Origin of the sequence: Dickeya sp. ws52, from assembly GCF_007210685.1 — a bacterium.
Taxonomy (GTDB): domain Bacteria; phylum Pseudomonadota; class Gammaproteobacteria; order Enterobacterales; family Enterobacteriaceae; genus Dickeya; species Dickeya chrysanthemi.
Map to the genome: position 1 here is coordinate 1 of NZ_SZVX01000013.1, position 26,139 is coordinate 26,139.

Here is a 26,139-nt window from a genome sequence, read left to right on the forward strand (position 1 = left end):
AATCACTTACCTGAGTAAGCTCATCGGGATTCTCTCTCTTGCCGCCTTCCTGCAACTCGAATTATTTTGGGTATATAAACACATATAAAAAACACCACACCATTACCTTAAAGATTATTCCTATATATTTATATTACAGTTACAACCACAAGCAAAAAAACCATATGAAACATAAAACAATATACATAAAAAACGTGCAATACTTTAACACCCAACAAAAGATATAAAAATCAATAAATAAGATACTCATACACAAAACCACATAAATTAGAACCTCTTGTTAATTAAAAAATCAAATTCAAACATACGCAATGAGATAATTATCACATTTTGGTGTTTTGTTTCCTTTTAGCTTTTAATCGTTCGCACGCAACTGTTGTACCTCTCGTAGGAATCATTTTCCCATTTACGGTTTTATTAACAAAGGCTGAGGTAACAAATGGAACGCATTATAGAAGTAGCACCGAGCAAGATCTCTGATATTCGTGGTTACATGGCTAACAGTGGTGTTGACTGTGCCAGCGGTACTTGTGACTGCGGTGGTGGTTTAGGCATCTCGTCAGAGGATGTCCTCACCCAAGAGCTTCATGAGGTTTCAGAAGACTTCTTTCTTTAACTGATAAAAAGGGGTGGCCGATGGCTGCCCCTTTCTGGATATAAGGATAAGGTATATGCGCTATAAATTCTCAGAACCGTATCGGGCTTATCTTTATTTCCATTATCTCATTGATTTTAATAAAAAAGTAAAGGAAATTATTACTGCTTATGGTATGCCTAATCTGGATTTTACGGATCTAACGCTTTACCTCTCGCACTCTCTTGATCAAATTCATCTTCCTGATTTTGTTGTCAGGTTTGATACATGGCTTAGAAAACAACCATGCTCACATGCTGATAGATATATTTCATATTTTAAAGACAATGAGGACACATGGAGTAAAAACATAAGAAATAACAATAAATTCATTAGTACTTTGGCATTAAATATCTGCAATAGTACGATTAGCAACATTGAAAAATTTTTAAAAAGGTTGCTCTCGGAGCATGATGTACTTATCAGAAATTTTTCTTGCCCACCATTATCAACCATAGGAAAAATAACTATAGCCGCAGGTGATCGTCATAATGATGGACAACAACCCATCATATTAAATCTGGGAGATTTCAAGCTCATTTATAAGCCACGTGATTCTGGCATTGAAGATACCCTTAATACCATATGTGGTATTATTGGCCTTAAAAACATCTGCCCTATAACACTAAGCATGGGAACGCATCTATGGCAAGAGTTCATTGAAAATAGAGAGTTAAACTCCACGACTGATGCAGAAAAGGTTTACCTAAGATATGGTAACATTCTTGCATTGGTTGATCTTCTGAATATTAATGACTGCCATTTTGATAATTTCATTGTCGATTACGATAATGTTTTCCTCATTGATCCTGAAACCAGTTTTCAATACTTCTTTGATGATAGTCAGGAGTTTGAGCGCTCTGTATACCAAACGGGTTTACTCCAGAGTCCGGATGTAGTCAAAAATGGATTAGGGCATACATCTGCACTCACCGCCGTAACCAATATATTTCAGTCTTTTACCTATCCATATGCCATTCATGATGCCACAGAAAATATACAGGTTCGCTATGAGCGCGGTTTTCCCAGAAAAACACAAAATTTCCCACATCATCAAGGAATCCCTGTAATCGCCCAGAACCACATCTCAGATGTTATTAATGGCTATACTGATACTTTTATTAAGCTTAAAAAATATCACTCTAAAATTATTGGATACCTGAAAAATCAGGTTCACATAAAACCTCGTTATTTGATTCGAACCACAGCATATTATCTTCTTGTAATAAATAAAATCATACACCCTGACATCAGTATGAATATTGAAGGAAAATTATCCACATTGATAGATGACTATCTCCGCTATCCGGGAGCCCACCCTAGATTTTCAGAGCTAATTTCATATGAGAAATCATGCCTCATAAAATATGACATTCCTATTTTTCATATTGCCATTAACTCGCGCAGTCTATTTGATGGTAACTTTAATGAGTTCACTGACTTCTTTCCAACTACGCCTCTTGAACAAATTGACAAATACTTTTCTCGTGATGAGCAGTATCTTCAGAGACAACATTACCTTATATCCAGGAGTATGAATGTTGTATACAATCCAGCATAAACAGCATATTTATTTTATCGGCCAAAATAGTCATGGATCAGATGAGTCATGGCTTTTCCGGAATGATTTTATAAATAAGGAGCTGACTAATACTCTTGGACTTATCCTCGTCGAATGCCCAACAATTGACCTAATCGTCTTTGCTTTAAGAAAATTCAGAAAAACAAAGCAAGGAGAAATGTCCTATTTGAAGTCATCCTCTTACTGGTGGATGCGGTCAATGGAATTTGCAACATTCCTTCACACTCTGCCAGAAAAAGCGTGCATTGCCGGGATTGATCTACCTTTATCAACAACACAGCATAAAGATTACATTAGCAGTATTCGCGCCGTCTCTCTGCCTGAAAAAAATTTGCTACTCGAATTACTGAATTTTGATTTTAGAAACATGTTGTGCATGGCAAGTGCAACACCAGAGCAACGCGAAGTGAGTATGGCAGAGAAAATTGAAATTGCTGTAAGACTTGGCTTTGAATCCATCATTATTATCTGCCATAACTTTCATGCAACTCGTACTTCATGGCTCCATTATCCTTCGTTGTGTCAAATTGTTGCACGTAGATTAAGTAAGATCGTCAAGATCACCACGTACGGCTTATTTTCGGTAAAAATGGCCTTTATTGCTACGCCAGATGGGCGCTCATTAACCGTAAACACGGTAAACCACGCGTGCGAGAGATTAGACAACCAGACATATAAAGTAAAGATGATATCCTCTCACTACAAAACAGAAGCGCACGATGCAATGGAGTTAATTCTGCACACTCCTCAACATTTTGATGAATTCGTTATTTTTCCCGAAGGGAAAAGTCTGACCATGGGGCTTTACTGATGCAGAAGATACGACAAAAGCTGGCTCTGGTGACTTATTCACTTTCATTGTTATTCAGGAAATCACCACGGTTATCAGCACTATTCATTATCCTGATTGCTATCCAGGGCTTGCTGCCTACCCTAAGTGTCATGGCAAGTATCAGGCTAGGAAATATTGTCAGTAGTTCAGATCATTCAGAACTATTAACAGTCGCGATATGCTGGGCTTTAACGTTTGTTTTCCCCGGCGTTCTCGCGCCCATAATAAGCACACTACAAAGCATTCTAAATCAGTCTGCTACCTATCTTACGCAGCAGATGGTAATGGAGGCCGCCTGCCGTATTGAAGACCTTAAAATCATTGAGAAACCTGATATCCACGATAATCTGGAAGTCCTTTCCAGAGAAGCTGCACATCGCCCTCTTAATCTTCTTGTTAATCTTGTTGATATATTCCGCGGTTTACTGACACTTTTGTCACTTTCTCTTGTGCTGGCTTCAGTCGTCTGGTGGTTACCATTAGCATTTCTTCTTCCCCTGATTCCCGTCACATTTACCGTAGCCCTTTCGCAAATCGATATTTTTCGCGCCCTGCTTGGAAAAGGAACAGCGGCACGCCTTATAAGATATTATCTTTCTGTTTTACTCGATGTAAAACTTGCCAAAGAAATCCGGATCTTTCGTTCTGCATCATTCTTTTTCACTAAGCATTCTCAGGCTTTTAATGAGCTGGAAAATGAGCTTAATCAGGTTAGACGTAAACAACTGCTAAGACCTCAGCCATGGAATCTTTTATACCTGGTTTGCGCTTTAGGCGTCATGTACTGGTTTGTTGATTATATTCAAGCAGGAAAAATTTCCGTTGGTGGGCTGTTGGGCACAATACAGTCAATTTCCTACTTTGGTCTTTCTTGCCAGTGGATGGTTTATTCGTTTGCCAATGTTGGTGTCTGTTTTAGCTTTTTTTCACGGCTTCGGGATCTTGAGAGTCTGGCGCAAGAGAAACATTACTCGCTCACTAAGATCCCAACGCTTAACGAAATCAGATTCGAAAATGTTTCCTTTTCCTATCAGGATGGACACCCTGTGCTCAGTAACATCAATCTGGTAATCCATGCGGGTGACCATCTTTCTATTGTCGGAGAAAATGGTGCAGGTAAATCGACGCTTGTAAAATTACTATGCCGTCTGTATCAGCCGACATCAGGTCGTATTACCTGGAATGAAATAGATGTTGCCAGTATTGATATCATCACATGGCATCGTCGAATCAGTGCAATTTTCCAGGATTTTGGTCATTACAATATGACAGTTCAGGATAATGTCACATTTAAAACAAATATGAGTGAATTTGAGCAACAGCGCTTTTTACTTGCTTGTCAACAGGCGCAGTTTCCTCTTGAATTCCCTCATGAGGCCGACAATTTCATTGGCAAAGAATATTCAGGAACTGAGCTTTCAGGTGGACAGTGGCAACGCCTTGCTCTGGCACGCGCTTTATTTTCCGATGGTGAATTAATCATTCTTGATGAACCGACAAGTGCGATGGACCCGAGAGTTGAAACTGAACTATTTTCCCGCTTTTCGGAACTGGTTCAGGGGAGAACCTCTGTAATGATTACTCATCGCCTGAGTGCCATCAAAAACTCGACACGCATCGTTGTGCTTAAGCAAGGTGAAATTATTGAAAGCGGCACTTCAGCAGAGCTGGAAGCAAAACGTGGTGAATACTATACCTTGCTAAACTTACAAAGAAGTCAGTATGACTCATATTCCGATGATGATCGCGTCGCCATATAAAGGAACATCATCGGAGAATGTACGTCCAAAACACCACCATCATTAACGGAATACCACGCGTGTAGACCCACGCGGTGGCGGCCCAGCGTAATCCGCGCCACGGCGACAGACGCGCGAGCCCGACCAACACGCCAAGCGGAGACACCACGGCCATCAGTTACGCCGTACCGTTATTTACCGTTCTCATGGCCGCGATATTATTGACGACGCCGCGCTGGGAAGGCTCTTTGCCTTGCTTGCGGCAGTCTGCTCCGCCACATCAAATGTACAAATCCGCTTCCTGAATGGCGTCGAAACGCCGGGGCGAACGTTTTCTATTTTTCGCTGATGACGACGCTGATTGGCCTCTCGACCACATTTTGGGGCTGGGCGCGTCCTGTTGGCGGGTAATGGGCGTTGCTGATTGGCTGCGGATACAGCGCCTCTACCGAGCGAGCCACGCACTATGCCAGCGTTATCTGCCGGATATTAAGATGGTGTGATAGCTCGCGCATGATGACCAGATAGCTGACGAACCCGACGTCATCCGGAAATTCACCGGCGCGTTTGGGGCTGCCGGAAATCACATCCGCAACCCGGTTGAACACCTCCTCGATCTGCTGTTGGGTCAGACGATCGTGGCTGCCCACGATGTGGGCTATCTGGTTAAGATACTGATCGGCGCACGAGGCCTGTTGCGCCACCTGGCGTAGTGCCGGCGTTGCCTGCAACACATCTTCAATGGCGGCAATCGCCCCCTCCACCTCATAAGGCGACGGGATGGCATGGTGAAAAAACCGATGCGCAATAGTGCGGTATCCCAGCGGTAAAACGACATCAGGGGTAGCGAATCGCACATGCTCTTCGCCGATAGTGAACGACTCATTCATCATCGTGATTCCTGAAACAAACATCGAATGCCGGAAACAATAGCGCCGATGCTGCGGAAAAGGAAACGATCCCTCGTTGAACGACCGGGTTCAGTGAGTAGGCATCCCCTCGCCATCAGGGTCCGCTTTGCGCCGCAAGCTTTCGATGTCGCGCTTTGGCGGCGCACCGAAAAAACGGGCGTATTCCCGGCTGAATTGTGATGGGCTCTCATAGCCGACGTCGAAGGCTGCGCTGGCGGCGTCAAAATTCTCATTGAGCATCAGCCGCCGGGCCTCATTCAACCGTAACCACTTCTGATATTGCAAAGGGCTCATGGCCGTCAATTGCCGAAAGTGATGGTGCAGGCTCGACGTGCTCATCTGCGCATGGGCGGCGAGATCATCGATCCGCAATGTGGCGGTGTAATTCATTTTCAACCAGTCAATGGCTCTGGCCACCCGCTGCCCTTGACTGCCCACCGACGCAATTTGCCACAACCGCGCCGCCTGATCGCTCATCAACAACCGATAGTGGATTTCCCGCTCGATAAGCGGCGCAAGCACCGGGATCGAATCCGGTTCATCCAGCAGACTCAGCATCCGCCTGAAGGGTTCGATCAGCAACGGCGTCACCGTGCCGATACCTATCCCCCGGTCATTGACCCGCGTAGCCGGCAAGGGCAATTGGCCTTGGGCGATCAGCTCCGCCATGATGCGAAGGTCAAATTTCATGGTCAGCCCCAGACAGGGTTTTTCCGGGCTGGCGACGTTCACTTGCGAACTCGCCGGTAGATCCAGCGAGGTGACCAGAAAGCGTTGCGGGTTGTAAGAATACGCTTCCCCCCCTACCACCATCTGTTTTTCACCCTGCACCACCAGCACAATACTGGGCTCGATCAGGCAAGTGACCGGCGGCATCGGCGTCTCACGGCGATAGAACGTGAGGTTCGGAATCGGGGTGGCGCAGTCCGATTGTCGAGTGGTCCACCGTGCGATAATCTCGCCCATCGCTTCACACGCCAGGCTGATTGCATCGGCGTGTTGTCGTTTTATCTGTTGTTGCTGATTCGGCATACCACGTCCCTGACCACGTTTTTTCGCAGCATAACCTTGCAATACGACAACGCCAACCGGCAAACCCAACACCTGGAGAATCAGGCAATAAATGCGGAGTATTTGTCTATCGATAACCCGCCGAGATCACCAAAAATGCATTCCGCAAGAACATTAAACGGTCAGCATCGGCGTTATACCGGTCACCCCTCAACCGTATTGCGCGCCGTTCCGCTGTATATTGCGTCAGCCTGCTCACCCCATTGCCTGTGTCCGGCGGTCAAGCGAGCATCCTGACAACGTCAAAGGATGTTATATGGAAAACTTCACTTTCTTTAATCCGACCAAAATCGAATTCGGCGTCGACAAAGAACAGTCGATTGGCCAGCATCTGGCCGATCATGGTATTAAAAACGTGCTGCTCTGTTACGGCAGTGAACGCATCAAACGCGACGGTCTTTTCGATATCGTCAGTCAGCGTCTCAACGAGCAGGGTATCGCGCTGGTCGAATGCGGCGGCATCGTGAGCAACCCACAGCTCTCGAAAGTCCGCGAAGGTATTGAACTGGCGAAAACACATCAGGTCGACGCGATCCTGAGCGTCGGCGGCGGCTCGGTGCTCGACAGCGTGAAGGCGATTGCCGCCGGCGTGTGCTATCCGGGTGATGTCTGGGATCTGTTTACCGGGAAAGCACCGGTCGAGTCTGCATTGCCGGTGTTCTCGATTCTGACGCTGGCGGCAACCGGCAGTGAAATGAACCCGGGCGCCGTGGTGACGAATGACGAGACGCAGGAAAAATTCTTTATTCATTCAGGCGTCTTATTCCCGAAAGTGTCGATCGTCAACCCGCTGCTGATGCAGGGCGTACCTCGGGACTATCTGGTGTATTCCGCGTCGGATGTCATCGCCCACCTGATCGAAGTGTATTTTACCGCCACCGTCCATCCTAACCTGCAATCACGGCTGGTGGAGTCGCTGATCAACACGGTTGTCGAAACCACGGAAGCCCTGCTTGCCGACCCGGCGGACTACAACGCCCGCGCACAATTCGCCTGGGCCGCCACACTGGCGCTGAATGGCCTGACGTTCTCCGGCACCGCAGGATTCAGCTATCCCAACCACGCCATCGAACACTCGCTTTCCGCCCTGTTCAACGTGCCGCATGGCGCCGGGCTGTCGGTGGTGGTGCCGGCCTGGATGAAATGGTATCTCGAGCGCAACCGGGCGCAGTTCGAACGATTTGCCGCCAATATTTTTGGCGTGGATACCGGCGAGCAAGGTATTGCCGCACTGGAAAACTGGTTTAACACCATCGGTACACCGACTCGTCTGCCGCAGTTAAAAATAACCGCAGCCGATCTGCCGGCCATCGTCGACAACGTTCAGGGCAACGTCCGCCTCTTCGGCATTGCCGACACTTATCCCCCGGAAGTTGTGACCGCCATTCTGAAGAATGCGTTGTAGTGCGCGTCCTGTCGCCTGCCCTGATCGGCCCTCAAACCGACCGGTTAGCGGATTGACGACATCCCCTCGCTGAGAAACACCGTGCCGCCGTATGTAACGGCGGCACGGTGTAGTCATGCAGGACGATAGACTCAAAACGTCCTTACCCTCTTCCCGCCGCCTGGCTTTACCCTGCTCGAATTAATAGCCGTCTTTATCGCACACCAGCGTCCATCGAATGGAATGCACATCAACGCACACCGCGGCTAAAGGCTAAGAGAGATCATCAGCGCCCGTCTGAACCGGCTTGGACGTTTATGCCACCGGCATTGGTTATCAGGAAACACATGATGTTAAAACCATTTTCACCTAAAACAATTTACGTCGTGGTGTTATTGAGGTGTTAAATGTAGTCTGTTAACATAGCCCTAGATTCAAATGAAAATGGTTATCATTATCATTGTTGGGAGAGTGTTATGTTTACGGCCTTTCAGGGTTCTTTGAAAACAATGCGCAAAACGCGATTATCCTTCCCTTTGTCTTTTTCAGGCGCTGCGCTGTTCGCCGCCCTGCTGGCGTCACTGTTCGCTTTTTCGCTACCGGCGACGGCAAAACTCAAGGTGGTGACCACCTTTACCATTATTCAGGACATCGCCCAACATGTTGCCGGCGATGCCGCCACCGTGGAATCAATCACCAAGCCGGGTGCGGAAATCCACGATTACCAACCCACGCCACGGGATATCGCCAAAACGCAGTCGGCAAACCTGATTTTGTGGAATGGCCTCAATCTGGAGCGCTGGTTCGGCCGGTTCTTTGAAAACATTCAGGGCGTACCTTCCGTGGTGGTCAGCGAAGGCGTCACACCCATCGCGATCAACGAAGGCCCTTACAACGGCAACCCGAATCCCCACGCCTGGATGTCACCAAACAACGCTTTAATTTATATAGAGAATATCCGGGCGGCGCTGGTGAAATACGACCCGGACAACGCGGAAACCTATAACCGTAACGCCAAAAATTACGCCGCGCAGATTATGGCGCTGGATCAACCGCTGCGCGCACGGCTGAATAATATCCCGGCCGAACACCGCTGGCTGGTCACCAGCGAAGGCGCCTTCAGCTATCTGGCGCGCGACTATGGCCTGAAAGAACTGTACCTGTGGCCGATCAACGCCGACGAGCAAGGCACGCCGCAGCAGGTGCGTCATGTGATTGACGCCGTGCGCCGGCACCAGATTCCGGTCGTGTTCAGCGAAAGTACCGTATCGGATAAACCGGCGCGCCAGATAGGCAAAGAAACCGGCGCGCGCTATGGCGGCGTGCTGTATGTGGATTCGCTGTCAACCAAAGACGGCCCGGTTCCCGACTATATTTCCCTGTTAAACACCACCGTAGACACCATTGCAAAAGGCTTTAACCAATGACCCGGCACGCAGAAGACGCACAACTGACCGTGCAGGACATCACGGTCACCTACAACAACGGCCACACCGCCATCCATAACGCCAGTTTTCATCTCCACGGCGGCACCATCTGTGCGCTGGTCGGGGTAAACGGCAGCGGGAAATCAACGTTGTTTAAAAGCATTATGGGCATCGTGCGCCCCTCTACCGGCAGCGTGTCGCTCAACGGCCTGCCCGTCCGGCAAGCGCTGAAAAGCAATCTTATCGCCTATGTCCCGCAGACCGAGGAAGTCGATTGGAACTTCCCGGTGCTGGTTGAAGATGTGGTGATGATGGGGCGCTACGGCAAGATGTCGATGTTTCGCATTCCGTCGGCGGAAGACAAAAAACAGGTGGCGCTGGCGCTGGAGCGCGTCGGCATGGCGGAACTGCATCAACGCCAGATAGGCGAGCTGTCCGGCGGGCAAAAGAAGCGGGTGTTTCTGGCACGTGCGCTGGCGCAGCAGGCGCAAATCATCCTGCTGGACGAGCCGTTCACCGGGGTCGATGTGCAGACGGAAAACGCGATTATCAAATTGCTGAAAACACTGCGCGAAGAAGGTCACCTGATTCTGGTCTCCACCCATAACCTCGGCAGCGTGCCTGAATTCTGCGATCAGGTGGTGCTGATCAACCGCACCGTGCTGGCGGTCGGCCCGACGGAAAGCACCTTCACCCACCCTAATCTGGAAAAAACCTTCGGCGGCGTACTGCGTTACCTGCGGCTGTCCGGGCAACAACTGCATCAGGATGCCGATGCGCGCGAGCTGACGGTCCTGACGGACGATGAACGCCCGGCGGTCTTTTACGGCAAGGGCAACCTGACGCCGCCCCACCGCGCATCGGCGGGTGATGAGGATACGCGTCATGATTGATGCCCTGCTGGTGCCTTTCCAGTATGAATACATGGTCAAAGCCATCCTGATAAGTAGCCTGGTCGGCGGCACCTGCGCCTTTTTGTCCGCCTATCTGATGCTGAAAGGGTGGTCGCTGATGGGCGACGCGCTGTCGCATTCAGTGGTGCCGGGCGTGGCCGGGGCTTATGCTCTGGGCCTGCCCTACGCCGCCGGCGCGTTTTTCGCCGGTATGCTGGCGGCGCTCGCCATGACCTTCATCCGGCAGGTGACCCGCATCCGCGAAGATGCGGTGATCGGGTTTATTTTCTCTACGTTTTTTGCCGCCGGGTTGTTGATCATTTCGCTGAACCCGACCGCGGTGAACGTACAATCGATCATTTTCGGTAATATTCTCGGCATCGCAGACGAAGACATTGTGCAGGTGGCGCTGATTATCGGCATTTCACTCATCGTACTGTGCGTTATCTGGAAAGACTTGTTCGTCACCTTTTTTGACGAAATCCACGCCAGAACCATCGGCTTGTCGCCGCTGCGGTTAAAAATCATCTTCTTCACCCTGCTGAGCGCCTGCACTGTGGCCGCGCTGCAAACGGTAGGTGCTATTTTGGTGATTGCCATGGTGATTACGCCGGGCGCCACCGCCTGGTTGCTGACCGACCGCTTCCCACGGTTGGTGCTGATTGCCATCGCGCTTGGCGCTATGACCAGCGCGGTGGGCGCGTGGCTGAGTTTCTTCCTCAACGGCGCTACCGGCGGCGTCATCGTTTCACTACAGACGCTGATGTTTCTGCTGGCGTTTGTCTTCGCGCCCCGGCACGGATTACTGGCAGCCCGTCGCCAACGCCGTCTGGTGATGATGAGGAAATAATATGGAATGGTTAACCCTGCTCGTCGAACCGTTTTCCTTTCCGTTCATGGTTAAAGCCATGCTGGCGGCGGGCGTGGTCGGCATGGTGTGTGCGGTGCTCTCTTGTTTTATGGTGCTCAAAGGCTGGTCGCTGATGGGCGACGCCGTTTCTCACGCCGTGCTGCCCGGCGTGGTGCTGGCCTGGCTGGCGGGCATCCCGCTGGCGATCGGCGCGTTCGCCTCCGGTCTGTTTTGCGCGCTGGCGACCGGCTATGTGAAGGAACGCTGCCGCATCAAAGAAGATACGGTGATGGGGATTCTGTTTTCCGGCATGTTCGCCGTCGGCTTGGTGCTGTTCTCGCGCGTCAATACCGAACAGCATCTGAGCCATATCCTGTTCGGCAACGTACTGGGCATCACCCGCTATGAGCTGCAACAAACATTGGTGATCAGCCTGCTGGTGCTGGCCGTGGTTATCATCAAATGGCGCGATCTGGTGTTGTACTGTTTTGATGCCACGCAAGCGCAAATCTGCGGTCTGCCGGTAAAACTGCTGCACTATGGTTTGCTGACCCTACTGTCGCTGACCATCGTCGCCGCGTTGCAGGCGGTCGGCATGATTCTGGTGATCGCCATGTTGATTACCCCCGGCATTACCGGATTTGTGTTGTGCAAACGCTTCGGCTCCATGATGCTGGTGGCGGTAGCCGCTGCGACATTCTCTTCGGTGTTCGGCACCTGGCTCAGCTATTTCCTCGATGGTGCGACCGGGCCGTGCATCGTGATTATCCAGTCGCTGATTTTTCTCATCGCGCAGTGCGTGGCGAAAATACGAAAACCGCAGCGCTGACCGAATGCGGCCCGCGTTTGGCGGGCCGCGCTCACACGACACACCACCTGATTGCCCTTTTGCTGCGCATTACAGGTACAATTCCCCGACGGTTTAGCCATTCACATCCACAGCGCAATCACACAATGAGTCCGACATGCTAACAGACGGCGATATCACCTTTCGCAAGCTTGAGATCTTCAAGACGTTTATGGAAACCGGCACCATCACCCGCACGGCAGAGCTGCTCGGGTTGAGCGGCGTCAGCGTACATCGGGCGCTGCATACGCTGGAGGAAGGTGTGCGCTGCCCGCTATTTATTCACAAGGGGCGCAATCTGGTGGCATTGCCGGCGGCGCATACGCTGCTGGAATACAGCCAGGAAGCGATGCTGTTGATGGAACGGGGGCTGGAAGAGACGCGCAAGACCGCCGGCGTCGGGCAAGGGCGACTGCGCATCGGCACGCTGTATTCGCTGACGCTGGAAACGGTGCCGCGCCTGATTATGGGCGTCAAGCTGCGCCGTCCGGATTTGGAGCTGGATTTAACCATGGGGTCGAATCAGCGCCTGCTCGCCATGCTGGATGACCAACAGTTGGACGCCATCCTTATCTCGCTGTCCGACCACACTATCGACCGTAACCGACTGGAATTCCTGCCGCTGTTTGAAGATGAGATCTGCCTGGCGGCACCGGCGGCGGCGAAGCTGGATACTCGCCAGCCGGCCGACCTGCGCGACTTCCACCACCAGCGTTTCGTGTCGCTGTCTGAAGGGTTCGCCACCTATGCCGGTTTTCAGGAAGCGTTTCATATCGCCGGGTTTGAACCGGAGATCGTCACGCGGGTGGACGACATTTTCTCTATGCTGAGTCTGGTGCAGGCCGGCGTCGGCTTTACCCTGATCCCCGAGCGGATGAAAAAAGTGTACGAGAACGATGTGCAGTTGCTGAAACTGGCGCCGCCTTATCAGATGCGCCAGCTTATCGCCATCGTGTTCGCCCGCAATCGCGAGCATGACCCAAACCTGCTGGCGCTGGTGGCGGAAGGCCGCATGTATGCCCGCAGCCTGAACGTTACCCCTGCGCCTTGAGTTGGGCCGCACGGTGTACCACCACCTCGACGCCGCTACGCGCCAGTGAAAACGCCTCGCTGCGGCTAAACGCCTGTTTCGCCAGGCAGGTCAGCACGCCGCCCGGCGGCATTTCTATCGCCAACCCGACATCGCGCTCTTCCGCCGCCACCATCGCCTCATGCCAGCGTACGGTGCGCGCCATGTTCAGCGCCAGATCGTCTGCGATGCGTTCCGCCTGCCAGATGGCGCGGGCGGAACTGCCGCTCAGGTAGCCGCACTGAGGCGGCGAAAAAGAAACCGACGCCATCGCCGCCGCCAGTTGTCTGGCGGGCGCATCCAGCAACGCACAATGCGACGGCACACTGACCTGCAAACGCTGTGCCCGGCTGGCGCCGCGTTGCAGCGCGCGCTCCGCCACCTGCGCCATGTTTTCATCGCTGCCGGCAATCACTATCTGCCGTTCAGCGTTCAGGTTGGCAATATAGGCGCCGCTACCGACCAACAGCGTTTCTACCTCCGGCTGGCTTAAGCCCATAATCGCGGTCAGTCCATACCCTTGCGGGTAAGCCTGTTCCATCAGATCGCCACGCAACGCCACCAGCCGCAATGCATCGTCAAAGCGCAGTACCCCGGCGACCACCGCCGCCGGAAACGCGCCAATCGACAAGCCGCTGACCATCTCCGGCATCAAGCCACGCGCCATCAGCGCCCGGGCCCAGGCTACCCCCGTTATCAGCAGGCACAGCTGTACCGCACGGGTATGCCGCAACGCCTGCGGGGTATCCAGTTGGTAAACCTCATCCCCCAACACGGCAACCGCCTCATCCAGCACGCTCGTATCGGCCGGCAATTGCTGCAACATGCCGGCCTGCTGCGCGCCCTGTCCGGGGAAGGTAAACAGAATCTTCATTGCTCTACTCCATTGACCACGGATCGCTGACCCGCCGCGGGCCACGGTCGGTTTTTAACAGCACCTGTCCATCCCGTAACCATTCGGCCAGCGCAAAACCGCCGTTGGGGGTTTCAATTTGCGTATCGGCCCGGCACAGCGGCGATGACGACAGCTGTCGTTGCCAGTCCGCCAGCGCGTCGCGGTCCAGCGGCTGCGGCGCGCGAATCAGCAAGTCCAGATCGCTGTCCACATGCAGCACCGGCACCTGGGTCGCCAGCGCATACCCCGTACCGCCGGTGATGCCCCACTGCCACGGCCAGTGCTGTTGCGCCAGTTGAATGGCGACCTGCACCGGCGGTTGTGAAACAAACGGCGAATGCAACAGCGATGACAGCTCACACAGCCTGTCCGGCGTCACCACCCGAACAACGTGTTCTATCGCCACCCACCCGGCGGCGCGCTGGTCGCGGCGCAGGCCGCGCACGCCAACCGGAATACGCCCGGCCGGGTCAACGTCACGCCGCACCACCACCGGCAGCGCCGGTTGCCATTGGCTGTGCACCCAGGGGGCATCCACGCCCTCCAACGCATCGCGGGAGGCCAGCCATAACAGATCGTGCGGACGTGTCGTTACCATGATTCAGACTCCTGATGTCGTTCAAATACCTGACGTTAACGTAATAAACAGCGGCAGCGACAGGATACAGAGTACCGAGCTTAACAGCAGCACCGCTTCCGCATCCGGCGATTGCACGCCGAACCGGTTACCGAACACCACACCGAAAAACCCGGCGGACAGCGCAATCATCAGAATCGCGGTGATCGCCACCGAACCGTGCAACCCCAATACCAACACGACGCCCCACGCCAGTGCCGGCTGAATCAGCAGCTTGGTTAATACCGCGGTGGTGACCATCGGGTTCAGTTTCAACTGGCGTGCCGACAGGATCACCCCGGTCAGGAACAACGCCGTGGCGGTAGCGGATAACCCCAGCGGTTTGATCGCCGCCAGCAATAATTCCGGCATCCGGATACCGATGGCGGACAACACCACGCCCAACAACGGCCCCAACACGATCGGTTTTTTCAGCGAACGCCACATCAATATCGGCAGCATCGACAGCGTAGAGGTCTGATTGCCGCCCGACGCCAGCGCTTTTTCACGTTCCAGAATCAGCAGGCAAAACGGCGTCATCAACACCGAACCACAGGCGATGGACACCGCCACCGACAGCGACGTGGCCGAGCCGTCGCCCAGCACGCTGCCGAGGATCGGCAGGCCGAGCGCCGCGTAGTTGGGCAGCGCGACGGTGAGCGTCAGCACCGCGGCATCCTGCGGCGTTTTATGAAATACCTTAACGGCCAGAAAATAGATGGCGGCATAGGTTATCCACATCGCCAGCGTCAATACCACGATCAGCGGCGACTGCTGAACAATGCCGGACCAGGGCGTTTGTACGGTGGCGCTGAACAACGCCGCCGGCAAGGCAAAATCCATCACGAAAATATTGAGCAGCGCGACGTTCTTGTTATCCACCAATTTGGCTTTGCCGGCCCAGAACCCCAGCAGCATGATGATGAAAATCGGCGCGAGGGCATGAACAATTACATAAGTCATATCGTATTCACCTGTAATAAAAAGAGTATTGGTTCCAGCGCGATGGTTTGGCTTGTGTCCGCATCGTGCGGGCACAGCGTCTTTTTTTCAGACAAAAGAGCTCCACAGGCGCCCAACGGCACCCGGCCCGATTATCTGGCAGGTCTCTTTATTGGCTTACCGATAGGCGGCCGTCGCGGATTAACACGAGGCCACCGGTGTGTGACTTATCGGGCAGCGCGGTTGACCGCGCTTACCATTGCGCCCGCATCCGCTCGCGTACGAGGGAAGAACTGCGCCGGTTGTCCGCACCCAGTCGCGTTTTCAGCGACGGATCGCGCCGGGCATCGGTCACCGCTTGTTGCAGTGCGGCGGTGACCCGCGCCCGATCGTCGGCAGACGGTTCATCCGGGTTGGCGACATCCAGCAGCGTCGATAACACCCCCAGCGTGGCGTAATTGCGAATGTCATACGCCATCGGCGGGATGGTGGCGGCCAGCTTCTCCAGCTCTTCCACGCTTCTGAGCGTGATACGCGCCGCTGAGGCTTTGCCCATCGCGTGAATCTGGACTTCCGGGTCGTTGAAGGCGATCAGCCGGTTCGCCTGATAGCCGTGGGCCAGAAACGCCCCGGACATCGCTTTGCCGACGATCAAACCGATAACCGGATGACCGGCGAGACGCGCCTCGGCGTAAGCCCCTGCGGATGCCGCCAGCGCCTGATGGATGCCGAACGCTTCTTCCCGACGGCCATACGCCTGACTGGGGACATCGATCACCGCGACAATCGGCCGTTTTTTGTCGCTGTGGCGGTCCGCTGCGATGGTCTCATGCACCACTTTCGCCAGCGTCCAGCCTTCCAGCAGCCCTACCTCGCCTTTTACGGCGCGTGGGTAGTGGTTATTCGCGTCGGGAACCACGGCGATAAAGCGCACCGGCTCACCGCCGATGTCGCCGTCTGCCACCTGTACCGACGGGCACAGCCCGGTCAGGCGTGGTTTTCCGGGTGCCAGCGCGTCTAACCATAGCGCGCCGCGATGTGCTACCTGACTCATGGTTTTACCTCCCCGAAAAGCTGTTGGATCTGTTGCGTATCGGCCTGCACCCGGGTATCGGTATCGCTCAGGCGCGCCAGATACCACGCATAGTTATTCGAACGGTGCTGCGCCGGTACGCCAGCGGCGAGCGCGTCGTTCACCGCTTGCTTGACGGCGTTCACACCATCGGCCACCAGGCTGTCGGCCAGGCCGATGTGGTGCCGAATTTCACCGCCGGTCATGCTCCAGATAAACGGACGATCACGCGAGTCGTACTCTGCGACCCCGGCTTCCTGTTCAATCACTTGCGGACCATTCAGCCCCAGACGCGCCTCGCGGGTGACAATCAAGTGGCTGCACAGCGCCGCAGCAATCGACATGCCGCCAAAGCAACCGACGGTCCCGGCGATGATGCCGACAACCGGCGTGTAGCGGCGCAGGTCGACGATAGCCGCGTGGATATCGGCGATCGCCGCCAGCCCCAGATTGGCCTCCTGCAACCGTACCCCGCCGGTTTCCAGACACAGAATCGCCTGCGTCGGGATGCCGTTACGTTGGTCGTCAGCCGCCAGTTCCAGCGCGGCGGCCATCTTGGCCCCGGAGACTTCCCCCATGCTGCCGCCCTGAAACGCCCCTTCAATGGCGATCACCACCGTCGGTTTGCCCTGCAACGTGCCTTTCGCCACCACCATGCCGTCGTCGGACTGCACCACAATCCCCTGCGGCCCCAGCCACGGCGAAACGATGCCGTCAAACGGGCCGAGCAGTTCGCGGTAGCTGCCTTCATCCAGCAGCGCGTGGGCACGTTCCCGCGCTTTCAGTTCGATAAAACTGCGGTCGTCACGCATAGCTCACCCCTTCAAAAACCTGTTCGATACGGATGCGTGCCACACCGGGCGTGGCGCCAAAATCATGAATCGTCATGGTGCCGGCCGTCAGGCTGCCGAGCGTACTTAACCGGGCGAACAGCGCTTGCCAGCGCGCCCGGCTGTTATCTACCGACGTGGTGATGTCGATGGTGAGCGTCTGTCCGGCATCCGCCGTTAACAGCACTTCCATATCACCGGAGCCGACCACGCCCGCCAGCGCGTTGCCGCTGGCCGTGCGGGTAGCCGGAAATGACAATGTAATGTGTTCCATAACACCCTCTTAATCGTATAAAGATGGCTGTGCGATACCATCGAGCAATAGCGTGGCGGCCAGCAAATCGGCGGCACCGCCGGGGGAGGCGTTCAGCGCCAGCATACGTGTATCCAGTTGCGCCAGCGCCTGTCGGCCGGCAGGGCAAGACACGCCGCCCGCCGCCAGTACCGCCCGCGCGCCATGCTGCATGGCTTGCAATCCGTCCAGCCCGGCGCGCGACAGCACGCAGGTATCACTCAGCGACGTCATGACCGCCATCAGCGCATCCAGCCGCGCTTCGGCCTCGCTGGCACCCTGACGCCGGCTGCGTCGCAGTTGCGGCAACGCCAGCCGGGTAATATGCGGAAAGCCTTGTTGCGCCTCTTCCCGCGCGCCCGGCACCTGATAGCGCTGCGTCGCCAGTCGCCCTTTGCTGAATACCGTCGGCGCGCCGTTATCCGGCAGGCGAGCCAGCCGTGCCGCCGCGTCGGTGATAGCCTCAACATCGCCAAGGCCGCCGAGCATCGCCGCCGCGCTCACCAACAGACCCAACGCCCAGATAGCCCCACGGTGGGTATTGATTCCGCCGGTCGCCAGCATCATCTGCCGTTCGCCTTCACGCCCTACCCGGCCGACGATTTGCCGTAACGCGGCATCCGCCGGGCGCTGCCAGCTCTGGAGCGCCAGCGTATGAAACGTGGCGGTCAGGCTGTGAGCGGAGCGTTCCATCAGTGCGAGCGTCAAATCCTGATGCGCGCCGCTGCCGCGGCTATCGACCAGCCCCGGTTTAGGGCTGAGCCGCGCTTCGTCTATCAGGCAATGCGTCGCGGTAGCGGCCAGCCACTGGGCGTAGCCGGGTGCATCGGACTGTCGCTGCGTTTTCATTTACCCGCTCCTACCAGCTACGGAATTTCGCCGGCGGGTTATACAAACCGCCTGACCATTCCACCAGCTCGGCCACACTGCCGGCCGCCAACAGGGAACGGGTCGCTTCGGTACGGCGGATCCCTAAATCTTCCGGGTAGGCCACCTTGCCGCTGCGGCGGAACTCCGCCACGCGCTGCGCGTCTACACCCAACCCGATGTCGGTGATCCCGGCCACCGCCGCCACCATCGCCCGGCGTTCTTCCAGACTGTTGGCGCGGTAGAGGTAGGCAATCCCCTCTTCGGTCAGCACATGGGTAACGTCGTCGCCATAAATCATCACCGGTGCCAGCGGCATACCGGCAGCTTTCGCCACATCCACCGCATCGAGTTTTTCTACAAACGTCGGTTTAACGCCCGCCTGGAAGGTTTCCACCATTTGCACCACCAGCTTGCGCCCGCGCTGCATCGGGTCAGGCTCGTTAATCATCGCCAGCCAGGCCGGTGTAGCGTGACGGCGGCCGTGCGGGTCGTGCCCCATGTTAGGCGCGCCGCCGAACCCGGAAAGACGGCCTTTGGTGACGGTGGACGAGTTGCCCAGCCCGTCCACCTGCAAAGTCGAGCCGATAAACATATCGACGGCATACTGCCCCGCCAGTTGGCAAAACGCGCGGTTGGAACGCATCGAGCCGTCGGCACCGGTGAAGAACACATCCGGCCGGGCGGCGATGTAGGCTTCCATCCCCAGTTCGCCGCCGAAGCAGTGAACGCTGTCGACCCAGCCGCTTTCAATCGCCGGGATCAGAGTAGGATGCGGGTTAAGCGTCCAGTGTTTACAGATTTTGCCTTTCAGCCCCAGCCGTTCGCCGTAAGTCGGCAGCAGCAGTTCGATCGCGGCGGTGTTGAAACCGATGCCGTGGTTGAGCGACTGCACCTGATGCTCGGCATAGATGCCTTTGATGGCCATCATCGCCATTAAAATATGTTCTTGTTTGATCAACCGCGGATCGCGGGTGAACAGCGGTTCGATAAAGAACGGCTTGTCGGCGACCACCACATAGTCAATCCAGGAGCCGGGAATATCGACGCGCGGCAAATCCGTTTCGTCATCCACCAGTTCATTCACCTGCGCGATGACGATGCCGTCATGGAACGCGGCGGCTTCAACCAGCGCCGGGGTGTCTTCGGTGCTCGGGCCGGTGTACAGGTTGCCTTTGCGGTCGGCTTTATACCCTGCAACCAGCGCCACATTCGGGATCAGGTCAACATACAGACGGGAATAGAGTTCGATATAGGTATGAATAGCGCCCACTTCCAGCGCGCCGTCTTCCAGCAGTTGCGAAATGCGCAGACTTTGCGTGCCCGAGAAGGAGAAATCGAGCTTGTGGGCGATACCTTTCTCAAAGATATCCAGATGCTCGCTGCGCCCGACGCTCGGCATGATCATGTGCAGGTCATGCACTACCTGCGGGTTGACCTCTGCCAGCGTGCGGGAAAGAAAATCGGCCTGCTTCTGGTTATTGCCTTCCAGCACCACCTTATCGCCGGGCGCGATCAATTTCTCCAGCATCCCGGCAAGATGTTCCGTAGGAAGCACTTTGCCCGAAACGGGGATCAGTGCTTTACGTCGTTGTTTTTCACTGCGGCGCGTATTCCAGACCCGCGGTGACGTTTGCCCAGACAACATTATTAACCTCCTGATTCAGCTCATCATTTTGATTTGCCTTGGTCTGGGGAAAGTATGTTCTCCGGCGCATTCCGCTTCAATCAAGCCGCTAACGCGATCGTTAGCTTTAGAGTAAAGATAACTGGCATACCGTAGATGATGACCGCGCCAGCGCAGGTGGGCCGCGGTTTTCCACCGCCGTCCGCGGCAGCGCGAATTGTGATCAATCCGGCGCTTTTCACTCGCTGAGACGGCGAGCCGTGAACAACCCGGTCATGGCGACGGCGGCGCAAGCGCAGAAACGTACTGGCAGGATGGGCAGGAAAATGTGGGTAGCGGCTAACGAAGGAATATCGGCAGGAAACACCGCCGGAAAAATAACGGCCCCGTGCCGAATCAACGCGACACGGGGCCGTGCAGACGTACTGATCTTATCTGGCGGATGTCGGTTTCACGCGATCCACCACTTTGTGGATTGCCGCCGCCAGTTCATTGATTTCGAATTTCGCGACATACGAATCCGCGCCGACATTGCGGACGTGGTCTTCGTTGGCCGTGCCGGACAACGAAGAATGGATGATAACGGGAATGTGCTTAAGCGCCTCATCACGTTTGATATTACGCGTCAGTGTAAACCCATCCATTTCCGGCATTTCCAGGTCGGTCAGCACAAAGGCGATTTTGTCTGAAATCGGCCGGCCTTCCGCCTGCGCTTCCTGCGCCATCAACTTGATTCTGTTCCAGGCTTCCAATCCGGTGATATGCATGATGTAGGGAATATTCATCACTTTCAGCCCCGTTTCGAGCATATTACGCGCGACTTTGGAGTCTTCAGCGACAATCGCCACCGCCCCCGGTTTCAGGTGGAAGGTTTTCTCTTCGACGCTCTCAATCTTGATTTCACGTTCGGTAGGGATGATATCGTGCAGGATCTGCTCCACATCCAGCACCAGCGCCAGACGGTTGCTCGACGGGTCGCTGTCCAGACGTGCAATACTGGTGATATAGGTATTGCTGACTCCCGCTTCGGCCGTATTGACCTGACTCCAGTCAAGACGAACAATGTCATCAACGGATTCGACCGCAAAAGCTTGGGTGCTGCGTGCATATTCCGTCACCAGCAGGATATTGCGACCGGTACTCGCCGCACACCCCACCACCGCCGGAAGATCGATAACGGGAATAATTTGCCCGCGAATATTAATCATACCAAGCATCGGTGGAGCCATACCCGCAGCCTTGGTTAAGGTTGGCATCGGAACGATTTCACGAAGCTTGAACACATTGATACCGAACAGCTCGGATGGCCCTTCACCCGTGGCCGATCCCAAACGGAACAATAACAATTCAAACTTGTTGGATGAGGTAAGATTGGTTCTTTCCTCAATCTCTCTTTGAAATTTATCCATTCTGTCCTCAATGCAAATAATTATTAATGTATGGTTATAAGGCAACTTCAGTAATGCAGGTAAATCAGGCCGATAGCCCTTTCTCCACTCTACGCGATCGCCGACGCGCTTCAAATAACTCTTACTTCTTATACACCATCAAAAAGAAAAATATGTGTCTCACGTCATCTGCTGCATCTTCCTGTTTTAAAAAGCATAGACCACCGCTCATTTCTCCACCATTTTCCCGCAATAATTGTTCCGTATCCTGTGATGAATGGCAGATTTGATTATGTGGGTTGTTATTACCTGCCTATATAAAGCCAACGCGCCTGCAACGTGAAGTGTGACGATATAAAGAAGTATGACGGGTATAAAGAAGTATGGCGGGTATAAATAGGGCAGATTTAAAATGACCGGTGCGTGAGGTTTAACAGAAATAGGCAATAAAATAAGGGGAGCACAAGGGCATTCTCTTTCTCTTGATGGACATGACGAACCACTCTCCTGATTAAACGCCTATCAATAGAAGCGCCCTCACCGGCATGTCGTTACCGCCCACAGCCCCCATCGCACCATCCCCATCGGCATCATTATTTTCATGCTGCATTTTCCTTTCCGAGGCGACGCTTCATTGTTCAGGATAATAGTTAATCAGGATAATAGTTGATCAAGATAATAGCACCAGATGACCGTCGCCGACCTGCCGGTAACGGCGTGCCGGTGGCTGATACCCCAGCGGACGCAATGGGCTGAGCAACTCTTCCGCCAGCAGCGATCGACGCACGCGCTTTTCCGGGTCGGGCACCGGCACAGCGGCCAGCAGGCGGCGGGTATACGGGTGCTGCGGGGTGTTGAATACCGCCTGACGCGGGCCTATCTCGACGATTTCGCCCTGATACATCACCGCGACCCGATGGCTGATGCGCTCGACCACCGCCATGTCGTGAGAAATGAACAGATAAGCCAGCCCCAGTTGCTGTTGCAGGTCAAGCAGCAGGTTGACGATTTGCGCCTTGACGGTCATATCCAGCGCGGACACCGCTTCATCGGCGATGATCACCTGCGGATTGAGCGCCAACGCCCGCGCAATACATACACGCTGCCGCTGGCCGCCGGAAAACTGGTGCGGATAGCGCTCGGCCATGTCGGCCTGCAACCCCACTTTTTCCAGCAGTTCCGCCACTTTTTGCGGCGCCTGTCGCGCTGACGCCAGGCCGTGGCTTACCATAGGTTCGGCAATCGCGTTGCCCACCGTCAGCCGTGGGTTGAGGCTGTCGTACGGGTCCTGAAAAATCATCTGAGCCCGCCTGCGCAAACCGGCCAGTGCCGATTTATCGGCGCTCAGCATGTTCTCGCCGCACAGCGATACCGCACCGCCATTCGGCTCCAGCAACCGCAAAATAGCGCGCCCGGTGGTGGACTTGCCACAGCCGGATTCGCCCACCAGAGACAAGGTTTCCCCCGGTTGCAGGCTGAACGACACGTTTTCCACCGCGTGTACCCGGCCGGTCACCCGTCGCAGCCAGCCGCTTTTCACCTCAAACCGCTTGACCAGATTGCTGACCGCCAGCACCGGCTCACCCGGTCTGACCGTGTCTTCCAGCGCGTCGGTTTCCGGCTGCCCACTCAGCGCAAACCGCCGGGGCAGACAGCTATCCGACATGTCGCCCAGCCGCGGCACGGCGGAAAACAGCGTCTTGCTGTACGGATGTTGCGGCGCACGAAACAGCCGGCGGGTGTCCGCCATTTCCACCCCTGCGCCGCGATACATCACCAGGGTGCGGTCGGCCACTTCCGCCACCACCCCCATATCGTGGGTGATAAACAGGATCGACATGTCCTCCTCGTCCTGCAACGTTTTAATCAGCCCCAGAATTTGCGCCTGAATGGTGACATCCAGCGCGGTGGTCGGTTCATCGACAATCAACAGGCGGGGATTGCAGGCCAGCGCGATGGCGATCACCACCCGCTGGCGCATACCGCCGGAAAAGCTGAGCGGATACTCATCCAGCCGGGTGTGGGCGGCGGGAATGCGCACTCTTTCCAGCAGGCGCACCGCCTCCGCCCGCGCGCCGGCGTGGTCCATCCCGCGGTGGCGTTGCAACACTTCGGTAATTTGGGTGCCGATTTTCAATACCGGATTGAGGCTGGTCATCGGCTCCTGAAACACCATGCCGATACGATTACCACGAATGTGCTGCATCTCGCGGGCAGGCAGCGCCAGCAGGTCACGGCCGTCAAACAGCACGCGCCCATAGGTCTGCACCTGCGGCCCGGCCAGCAGGCGCATGATGGACAACGCGGTGACGCTTTTACCGGAACCGGACTCCCCCACCAGCGCCACGGTTTCCCGCCTGCCAATCTCAAACGACAGATCCTGCACCACCTTCAACCACTCACCGTTGACCCGAAACGCGGTGTTCAGTTGTTCAACACGCAGCACCGGTTGATTCACGCCTCACTCCTCCTGTCTGGTATTCAGTGCATCACGCAGGGCATCGCCGATCAGGTTGATCGCCACAATCAGCAACAGCAGCATCACGCCCGGAAACAGGCTGATCCAATAATCGCCGGACAGCAGATAGTCAAAGCCGTTGGCGATCAGCAGCCCCAGCGACGGTTCGGTAACCGGCAGGCCGATGCCGAGAAACGACAGCGTGGCCTCCAGCATGATGGCGTAAGCGATACGCATGGTGGCGACCACAATCAGCGGCGGCAGGCAGTTGGGCAGCATATGGCGAAACAGGATGCGTGGAGCGGAAAACGCCATGCCGCGCGCCGCATCCACATAATTACGGCGGCTTTCCAGCAGCGTGGAAGCGCGCAGCGTACGGGCGTAATACGCCCATTGGGTGATCACCAGCGCCAGAATAATTTTGTCCACCCCTTGCCCCAGCACCGCCAGCAGGATCAGCGCGATAAGTATCGGCGGAAAGCTGAGCTGAATATCGACGATGCGCATCAGCAGCGCATCGGTTTTCCCCCGCAGCCAGGCGCTCAGCATACCGACGGTGATACCCAGCACTAGCGCCGCCAGCGCGCTGCCGACCCCGACCATCAGGCTGGTGCGGGTGCCGTACAGGATGGCGCTCAGCAAGTCGCGGCCCTGATCGTCGCTGCCAAGCCAGTACGTCTGCCCGCTCATACCGGCTGAACCCGGCGGCAGGCGGTTATCCATAATCATCAGTTGGGTCAGGTCATACGGGTTTTGCGGCGCAATCCAGGGTGCCAGTAGCGCCAGCCCGACAATCAGCGTCAGCACCACTATCCCCAGCCGCGCCAGCCGGTCATGCAACAGCACCGACAGCGTACGCGCCCACGCCGAACGCGCCGCCGACGCGGCGGCCGGGGTAGGCACCGAGCGTCCCGACAGGCTCATTGCCCACCGCCTAACCGAATACGTGGGTCCACCACCGCGTACAGCACATCCACCAGCAGATTGATCAGGCTGAACATCACCACCGTCATCATCAAATAAGCCAGAATCACCGGGCGATCCAACACCGCGATGGCATCGATAATCAGTTTGCCCATCCCCGGCCAGGCGTAAATGGTTTCAGTCACCACCGCAAAGGCAATCAACGAACCCAATTCCAGACCAATGACCGTAATCAGCGGGATCAGCGTATTTTTCAGCACATGCACCAACAGAATACGGCGCTCCGACAACCCCTTGGCGCGGGCAAAACGCACGTAATCCTGTTGCAGGCACTCCCGCACGCCGGCACGGGTCAGGCGGATAATCAGCGAAATCTTGAACAGCGCCAGATTGAGCGCCGGCAGCAGCAGGTGCTGCCAGCCATCCGCCGTCAGCAGACTCAGCGGCACCCCGGCCACCGTCACGGTGTCGCCCCGCCCCGACGACGGCAGCCACCCCAGCTTCACGCTGAACAGCATGATCATCATCATGCCGATCCAGAAGGTCGGCAGGCTAAAGCCCAAAATCGATACCGTCATCACCGATTTCGCCGCCAGGCTGTCTGGCCGTAAGCCGGCGAACACCCCCAACGGAATGCCGATCAGCAACGACAGCAGAAACGCCGTCAGCGCCAGTTCCAGCGTGGCGGGCATACGTTGCAAAATCAGGTGTAGCGCCGGTTGATTGAAAATGAAGGAGTTGCCCAAATCGCCCTGCAAGGCGTGGGTCACAAACAGCAGGTATTGTTGCCACAGGGTTTTATCCAGCCCGAACGCGCGAATCACCGCCTCGCGCTCGGCCGGGGTGGCATTACTGCCCAGCAACAAATCCACCGGGTTGCCGACCAGATAAACGCCGGCAAACACCAGTATCGACATGACCGCCAGCGTTACCAGAGTTTGTAGAAAACGACTGAGCAAAAAGCGGGCCATGACCTGTCCTTGTTGATG

At 55.3% G+C, this 26,139-nt stretch carries 24 protein-coding genes and 2 pseudogenes; 11 read left to right on the top strand and 15 right to left on the bottom strand.

Translation table 11 applies throughout. From position 1 onward, the window contains the following. Nucleotides 1-439 precede the first annotated feature (439 nt). Genes FDP13_RS21675 through FDP13_RS13600 form a run of 4 tightly spaced genes read left to right on the top strand, consistent with a single transcriptional unit; the run spans nucleotide 440 to nucleotide 4,808 of the window. Nucleotides 440-616, top strand: coding sequence for a hypothetical protein (locus tag FDP13_RS21675; protein ID WP_199886335.1), 177 nt, complete (start codon nucleotides 440-442; stop codon nucleotides 614-616). A gap of 55 nt (nucleotides 617-671) precedes the next feature. Further along, a complete protein-coding gene (locus FDP13_RS13590) occupies nucleotides 672-2,195 on the top strand; it encodes a type 2 lanthipeptide synthetase LanM (RefSeq protein ID WP_143839647.1) in 1,524 nt (507 codons plus the stop codon). After that, nucleotides 2,173-3,027, top strand: a complete 855-nt coding sequence (locus FDP13_RS13595; RefSeq protein ID WP_143839648.1) for a hypothetical protein — start codon at nucleotides 2,173-2,175, stop codon at nucleotides 3,025-3,027. Before FDP13_RS13590 ends, FDP13_RS13595 begins: the two co-directional genes overlap by 23 nt. Continuing rightward, entirely contained in the window at nucleotides 3,027-4,808 is a 1,782-nt protein-coding gene (locus FDP13_RS13600) for an ABC transporter ATP-binding protein (RefSeq protein WP_143839649.1), read from the top strand. The genes FDP13_RS13595 and FDP13_RS13600 overlap by 1 nt, the downstream gene beginning before the upstream one ends. Before the next feature lie 19 nt (nucleotides 4,809-4,827). On the opposite strand, the pseudogene FDP13_RS13605 reads toward FDP13_RS13600, so the two are convergent. After that, nucleotides 4,828-4,947, bottom strand: a pseudogene (locus FDP13_RS13605) (amino acid ABC transporter permease); the annotation flags it as partial. Nucleotide 4,948: 1 nt separating this feature from the next. Here FDP13_RS13605 and FDP13_RS21800 point away from each other — a divergent pair. Next, nucleotides 4,949-5,195: pseudogene (locus tag FDP13_RS21800) on the top strand (EamA/RhaT family transporter); the annotation flags it as partial. Between the two features lie 56 nt (nucleotides 5,196-5,251). Here FDP13_RS21800 and FDP13_RS13615 read toward each other — a convergent pair. Then, on the bottom strand, nucleotides 5,252-5,680 hold the full coding sequence (locus FDP13_RS13615; protein WP_234424409.1) for a hypothetical protein: 429 nt from the start codon (nucleotides 5,678-5,680) through the stop codon (nucleotides 5,252-5,254). A gap of 87 nt (nucleotides 5,681-5,767) precedes the next feature. Then, entirely contained in the window at nucleotides 5,768-6,664 is an 897-nt protein-coding gene (locus FDP13_RS13620; protein ID WP_370512558.1) for an AraC family transcriptional regulator, read from the bottom strand. Nucleotides 6,665-7,025: 361 nt separating this feature from the next. Between FDP13_RS13620 and FDP13_RS13625 the strand changes: the two genes are divergently transcribed. From FDP13_RS13625 to FDP13_RS13650, 6 genes are all read left to right on the top strand, one after another. Further along, nucleotides 7,026-8,174: an iron-containing alcohol dehydrogenase gene (locus FDP13_RS13625; protein WP_143839650.1), complete on the top strand. Its 1,149-nt coding sequence runs from the start codon at nucleotides 7,026-7,028 to the stop codon at nucleotides 8,172-8,174. A gap of 488 nt (nucleotides 8,175-8,662) precedes the next feature. Beyond that, nucleotides 8,663-9,580, top strand: a complete 918-nt coding sequence (locus tag FDP13_RS13630; RefSeq protein WP_050570389.1) for a metal ABC transporter substrate-binding protein — start codon at nucleotides 8,663-8,665, stop codon at nucleotides 9,578-9,580. Then, on the top strand, nucleotides 9,577-10,473 hold the full coding sequence (locus tag FDP13_RS13635) for a manganese/iron ABC transporter ATP-binding protein (RefSeq protein WP_012770292.1): 897 nt from the start codon (nucleotides 9,577-9,579) through the stop codon (nucleotides 10,471-10,473). Before FDP13_RS13630 ends, FDP13_RS13635 begins: the two co-directional genes overlap by 4 nt. Beyond that, a complete protein-coding gene (locus FDP13_RS13640; protein WP_027712442.1) occupies nucleotides 10,466-11,323 on the top strand; it encodes a metal ABC transporter permease in 858 nt (285 codons plus the stop codon). Before FDP13_RS13635 ends, FDP13_RS13640 begins: the two co-directional genes overlap by 8 nt. Before the next feature lies 1 nt (nucleotide 11,324). Beyond that, complete coding sequence (locus FDP13_RS13645) at nucleotides 11,325-12,152, top strand: metal ABC transporter permease (RefSeq protein WP_143839651.1); 828 nt, start codon at nucleotides 11,325-11,327, stop codon at nucleotides 12,150-12,152. A 136-nt stretch (nucleotides 12,153-12,288) separates the two neighbouring features. Then, nucleotides 12,289-13,221, top strand: a complete 933-nt coding sequence (locus FDP13_RS13650) for a LysR substrate-binding domain-containing protein (RefSeq protein WP_012770295.1) — start codon at nucleotides 12,289-12,291, stop codon at nucleotides 13,219-13,221. Here the strand turns inward: FDP13_RS13650 and mdcH are convergent. The 12 genes from mdcH to FDP13_RS13715 form a co-directional block, all read right to left on the bottom strand. Further along, entirely contained in the window at nucleotides 13,205-14,113 is a 909-nt protein-coding gene (mdcH, locus tag FDP13_RS13655) for a malonate decarboxylase subunit epsilon (RefSeq protein WP_143839652.1), read from the bottom strand. The genes FDP13_RS13650 and mdcH overlap by 17 nt on opposite strands. A gap of 4 nt (nucleotides 14,114-14,117) precedes the next feature. Further along, nucleotides 14,118-14,735: a malonate decarboxylase holo-ACP synthase gene (locus FDP13_RS13660; RefSeq protein ID WP_370512559.1), complete on the bottom strand. Its 618-nt coding sequence runs from the start codon at nucleotides 14,733-14,735 to the stop codon at nucleotides 14,118-14,120. An 18-nt stretch (nucleotides 14,736-14,753) separates the two neighbouring features. Then, a complete protein-coding gene (locus FDP13_RS13665; protein WP_012770298.1) occupies nucleotides 14,754-15,713 on the bottom strand; it encodes an AEC family transporter in 960 nt (319 codons plus the stop codon). Nucleotides 15,714-15,945: 232 nt separating this feature from the next. Beyond that, complete coding sequence (gene mdcE / locus FDP13_RS13670; protein ID WP_012770299.1) at nucleotides 15,946-16,746, bottom strand: biotin-independent malonate decarboxylase subunit gamma; 801 nt, start codon at nucleotides 16,744-16,746, stop codon at nucleotides 15,946-15,948. Beyond that, complete coding sequence (locus FDP13_RS13675; protein WP_143839654.1) at nucleotides 16,743-17,576, bottom strand: biotin-independent malonate decarboxylase subunit beta; 834 nt, start codon at nucleotides 17,574-17,576, stop codon at nucleotides 16,743-16,745. Before FDP13_RS13675 ends, mdcE begins: the two co-directional genes overlap by 4 nt. Further along, entirely contained in the window at nucleotides 17,569-17,868 is a 300-nt protein-coding gene (gene mdcC / locus FDP13_RS13680; protein WP_012770301.1) for a malonate decarboxylase acyl carrier protein, read from the bottom strand. Before mdcC ends, FDP13_RS13675 begins: the two co-directional genes overlap by 8 nt. Nucleotides 17,869-17,877: 9 nt before the next feature. Further along, on the bottom strand, nucleotides 17,878-18,735 hold the full coding sequence (locus FDP13_RS13685; protein WP_143839655.1) for a triphosphoribosyl-dephospho-CoA synthase: 858 nt from the start codon (nucleotides 18,733-18,735) through the stop codon (nucleotides 17,878-17,880). Nucleotides 18,736-18,745: 10 nt separating this feature from the next. Further along, nucleotides 18,746-20,401, bottom strand: coding sequence for a malonate decarboxylase subunit alpha (mdcA, locus tag FDP13_RS13690; protein ID WP_012770303.1), 1,656 nt, complete (start codon nucleotides 20,399-20,401; stop codon nucleotides 18,746-18,748). A gap of 410 nt (nucleotides 20,402-20,811) precedes the next feature. Next, nucleotides 20,812-21,789 carry a chemotaxis protein gene (locus FDP13_RS13700; protein WP_012770304.1) on the bottom strand — a complete coding sequence of 326 codons (978 nt, stop codon included), beginning with the start codon at nucleotides 21,787-21,789 and terminating at the stop codon, nucleotides 20,812-20,814. Nucleotides 21,790-22,438: 649 nt separating this feature from the next. Then, entirely contained in the window at nucleotides 22,439-24,226 is a 1,788-nt protein-coding gene (locus FDP13_RS13705) for an ABC transporter ATP-binding protein (protein ID WP_143839657.1), read from the bottom strand. 3 nt (nucleotides 24,227-24,229) lie between these two features. Next, on the bottom strand, nucleotides 24,230-25,150 hold the full coding sequence (locus FDP13_RS13710) for an ABC transporter permease (protein ID WP_143839658.1): 921 nt from the start codon (nucleotides 25,148-25,150) through the stop codon (nucleotides 24,230-24,232). Then, complete coding sequence (locus FDP13_RS13715) at nucleotides 25,147-26,121, bottom strand: ABC transporter permease (RefSeq protein WP_012770307.1); 975 nt, start codon at nucleotides 26,119-26,121, stop codon at nucleotides 25,147-25,149. The genes FDP13_RS13710 and FDP13_RS13715 overlap by 4 nt, the downstream gene beginning before the upstream one ends. Nucleotides 26,122-26,139 lie beyond the last annotated feature (18 nt).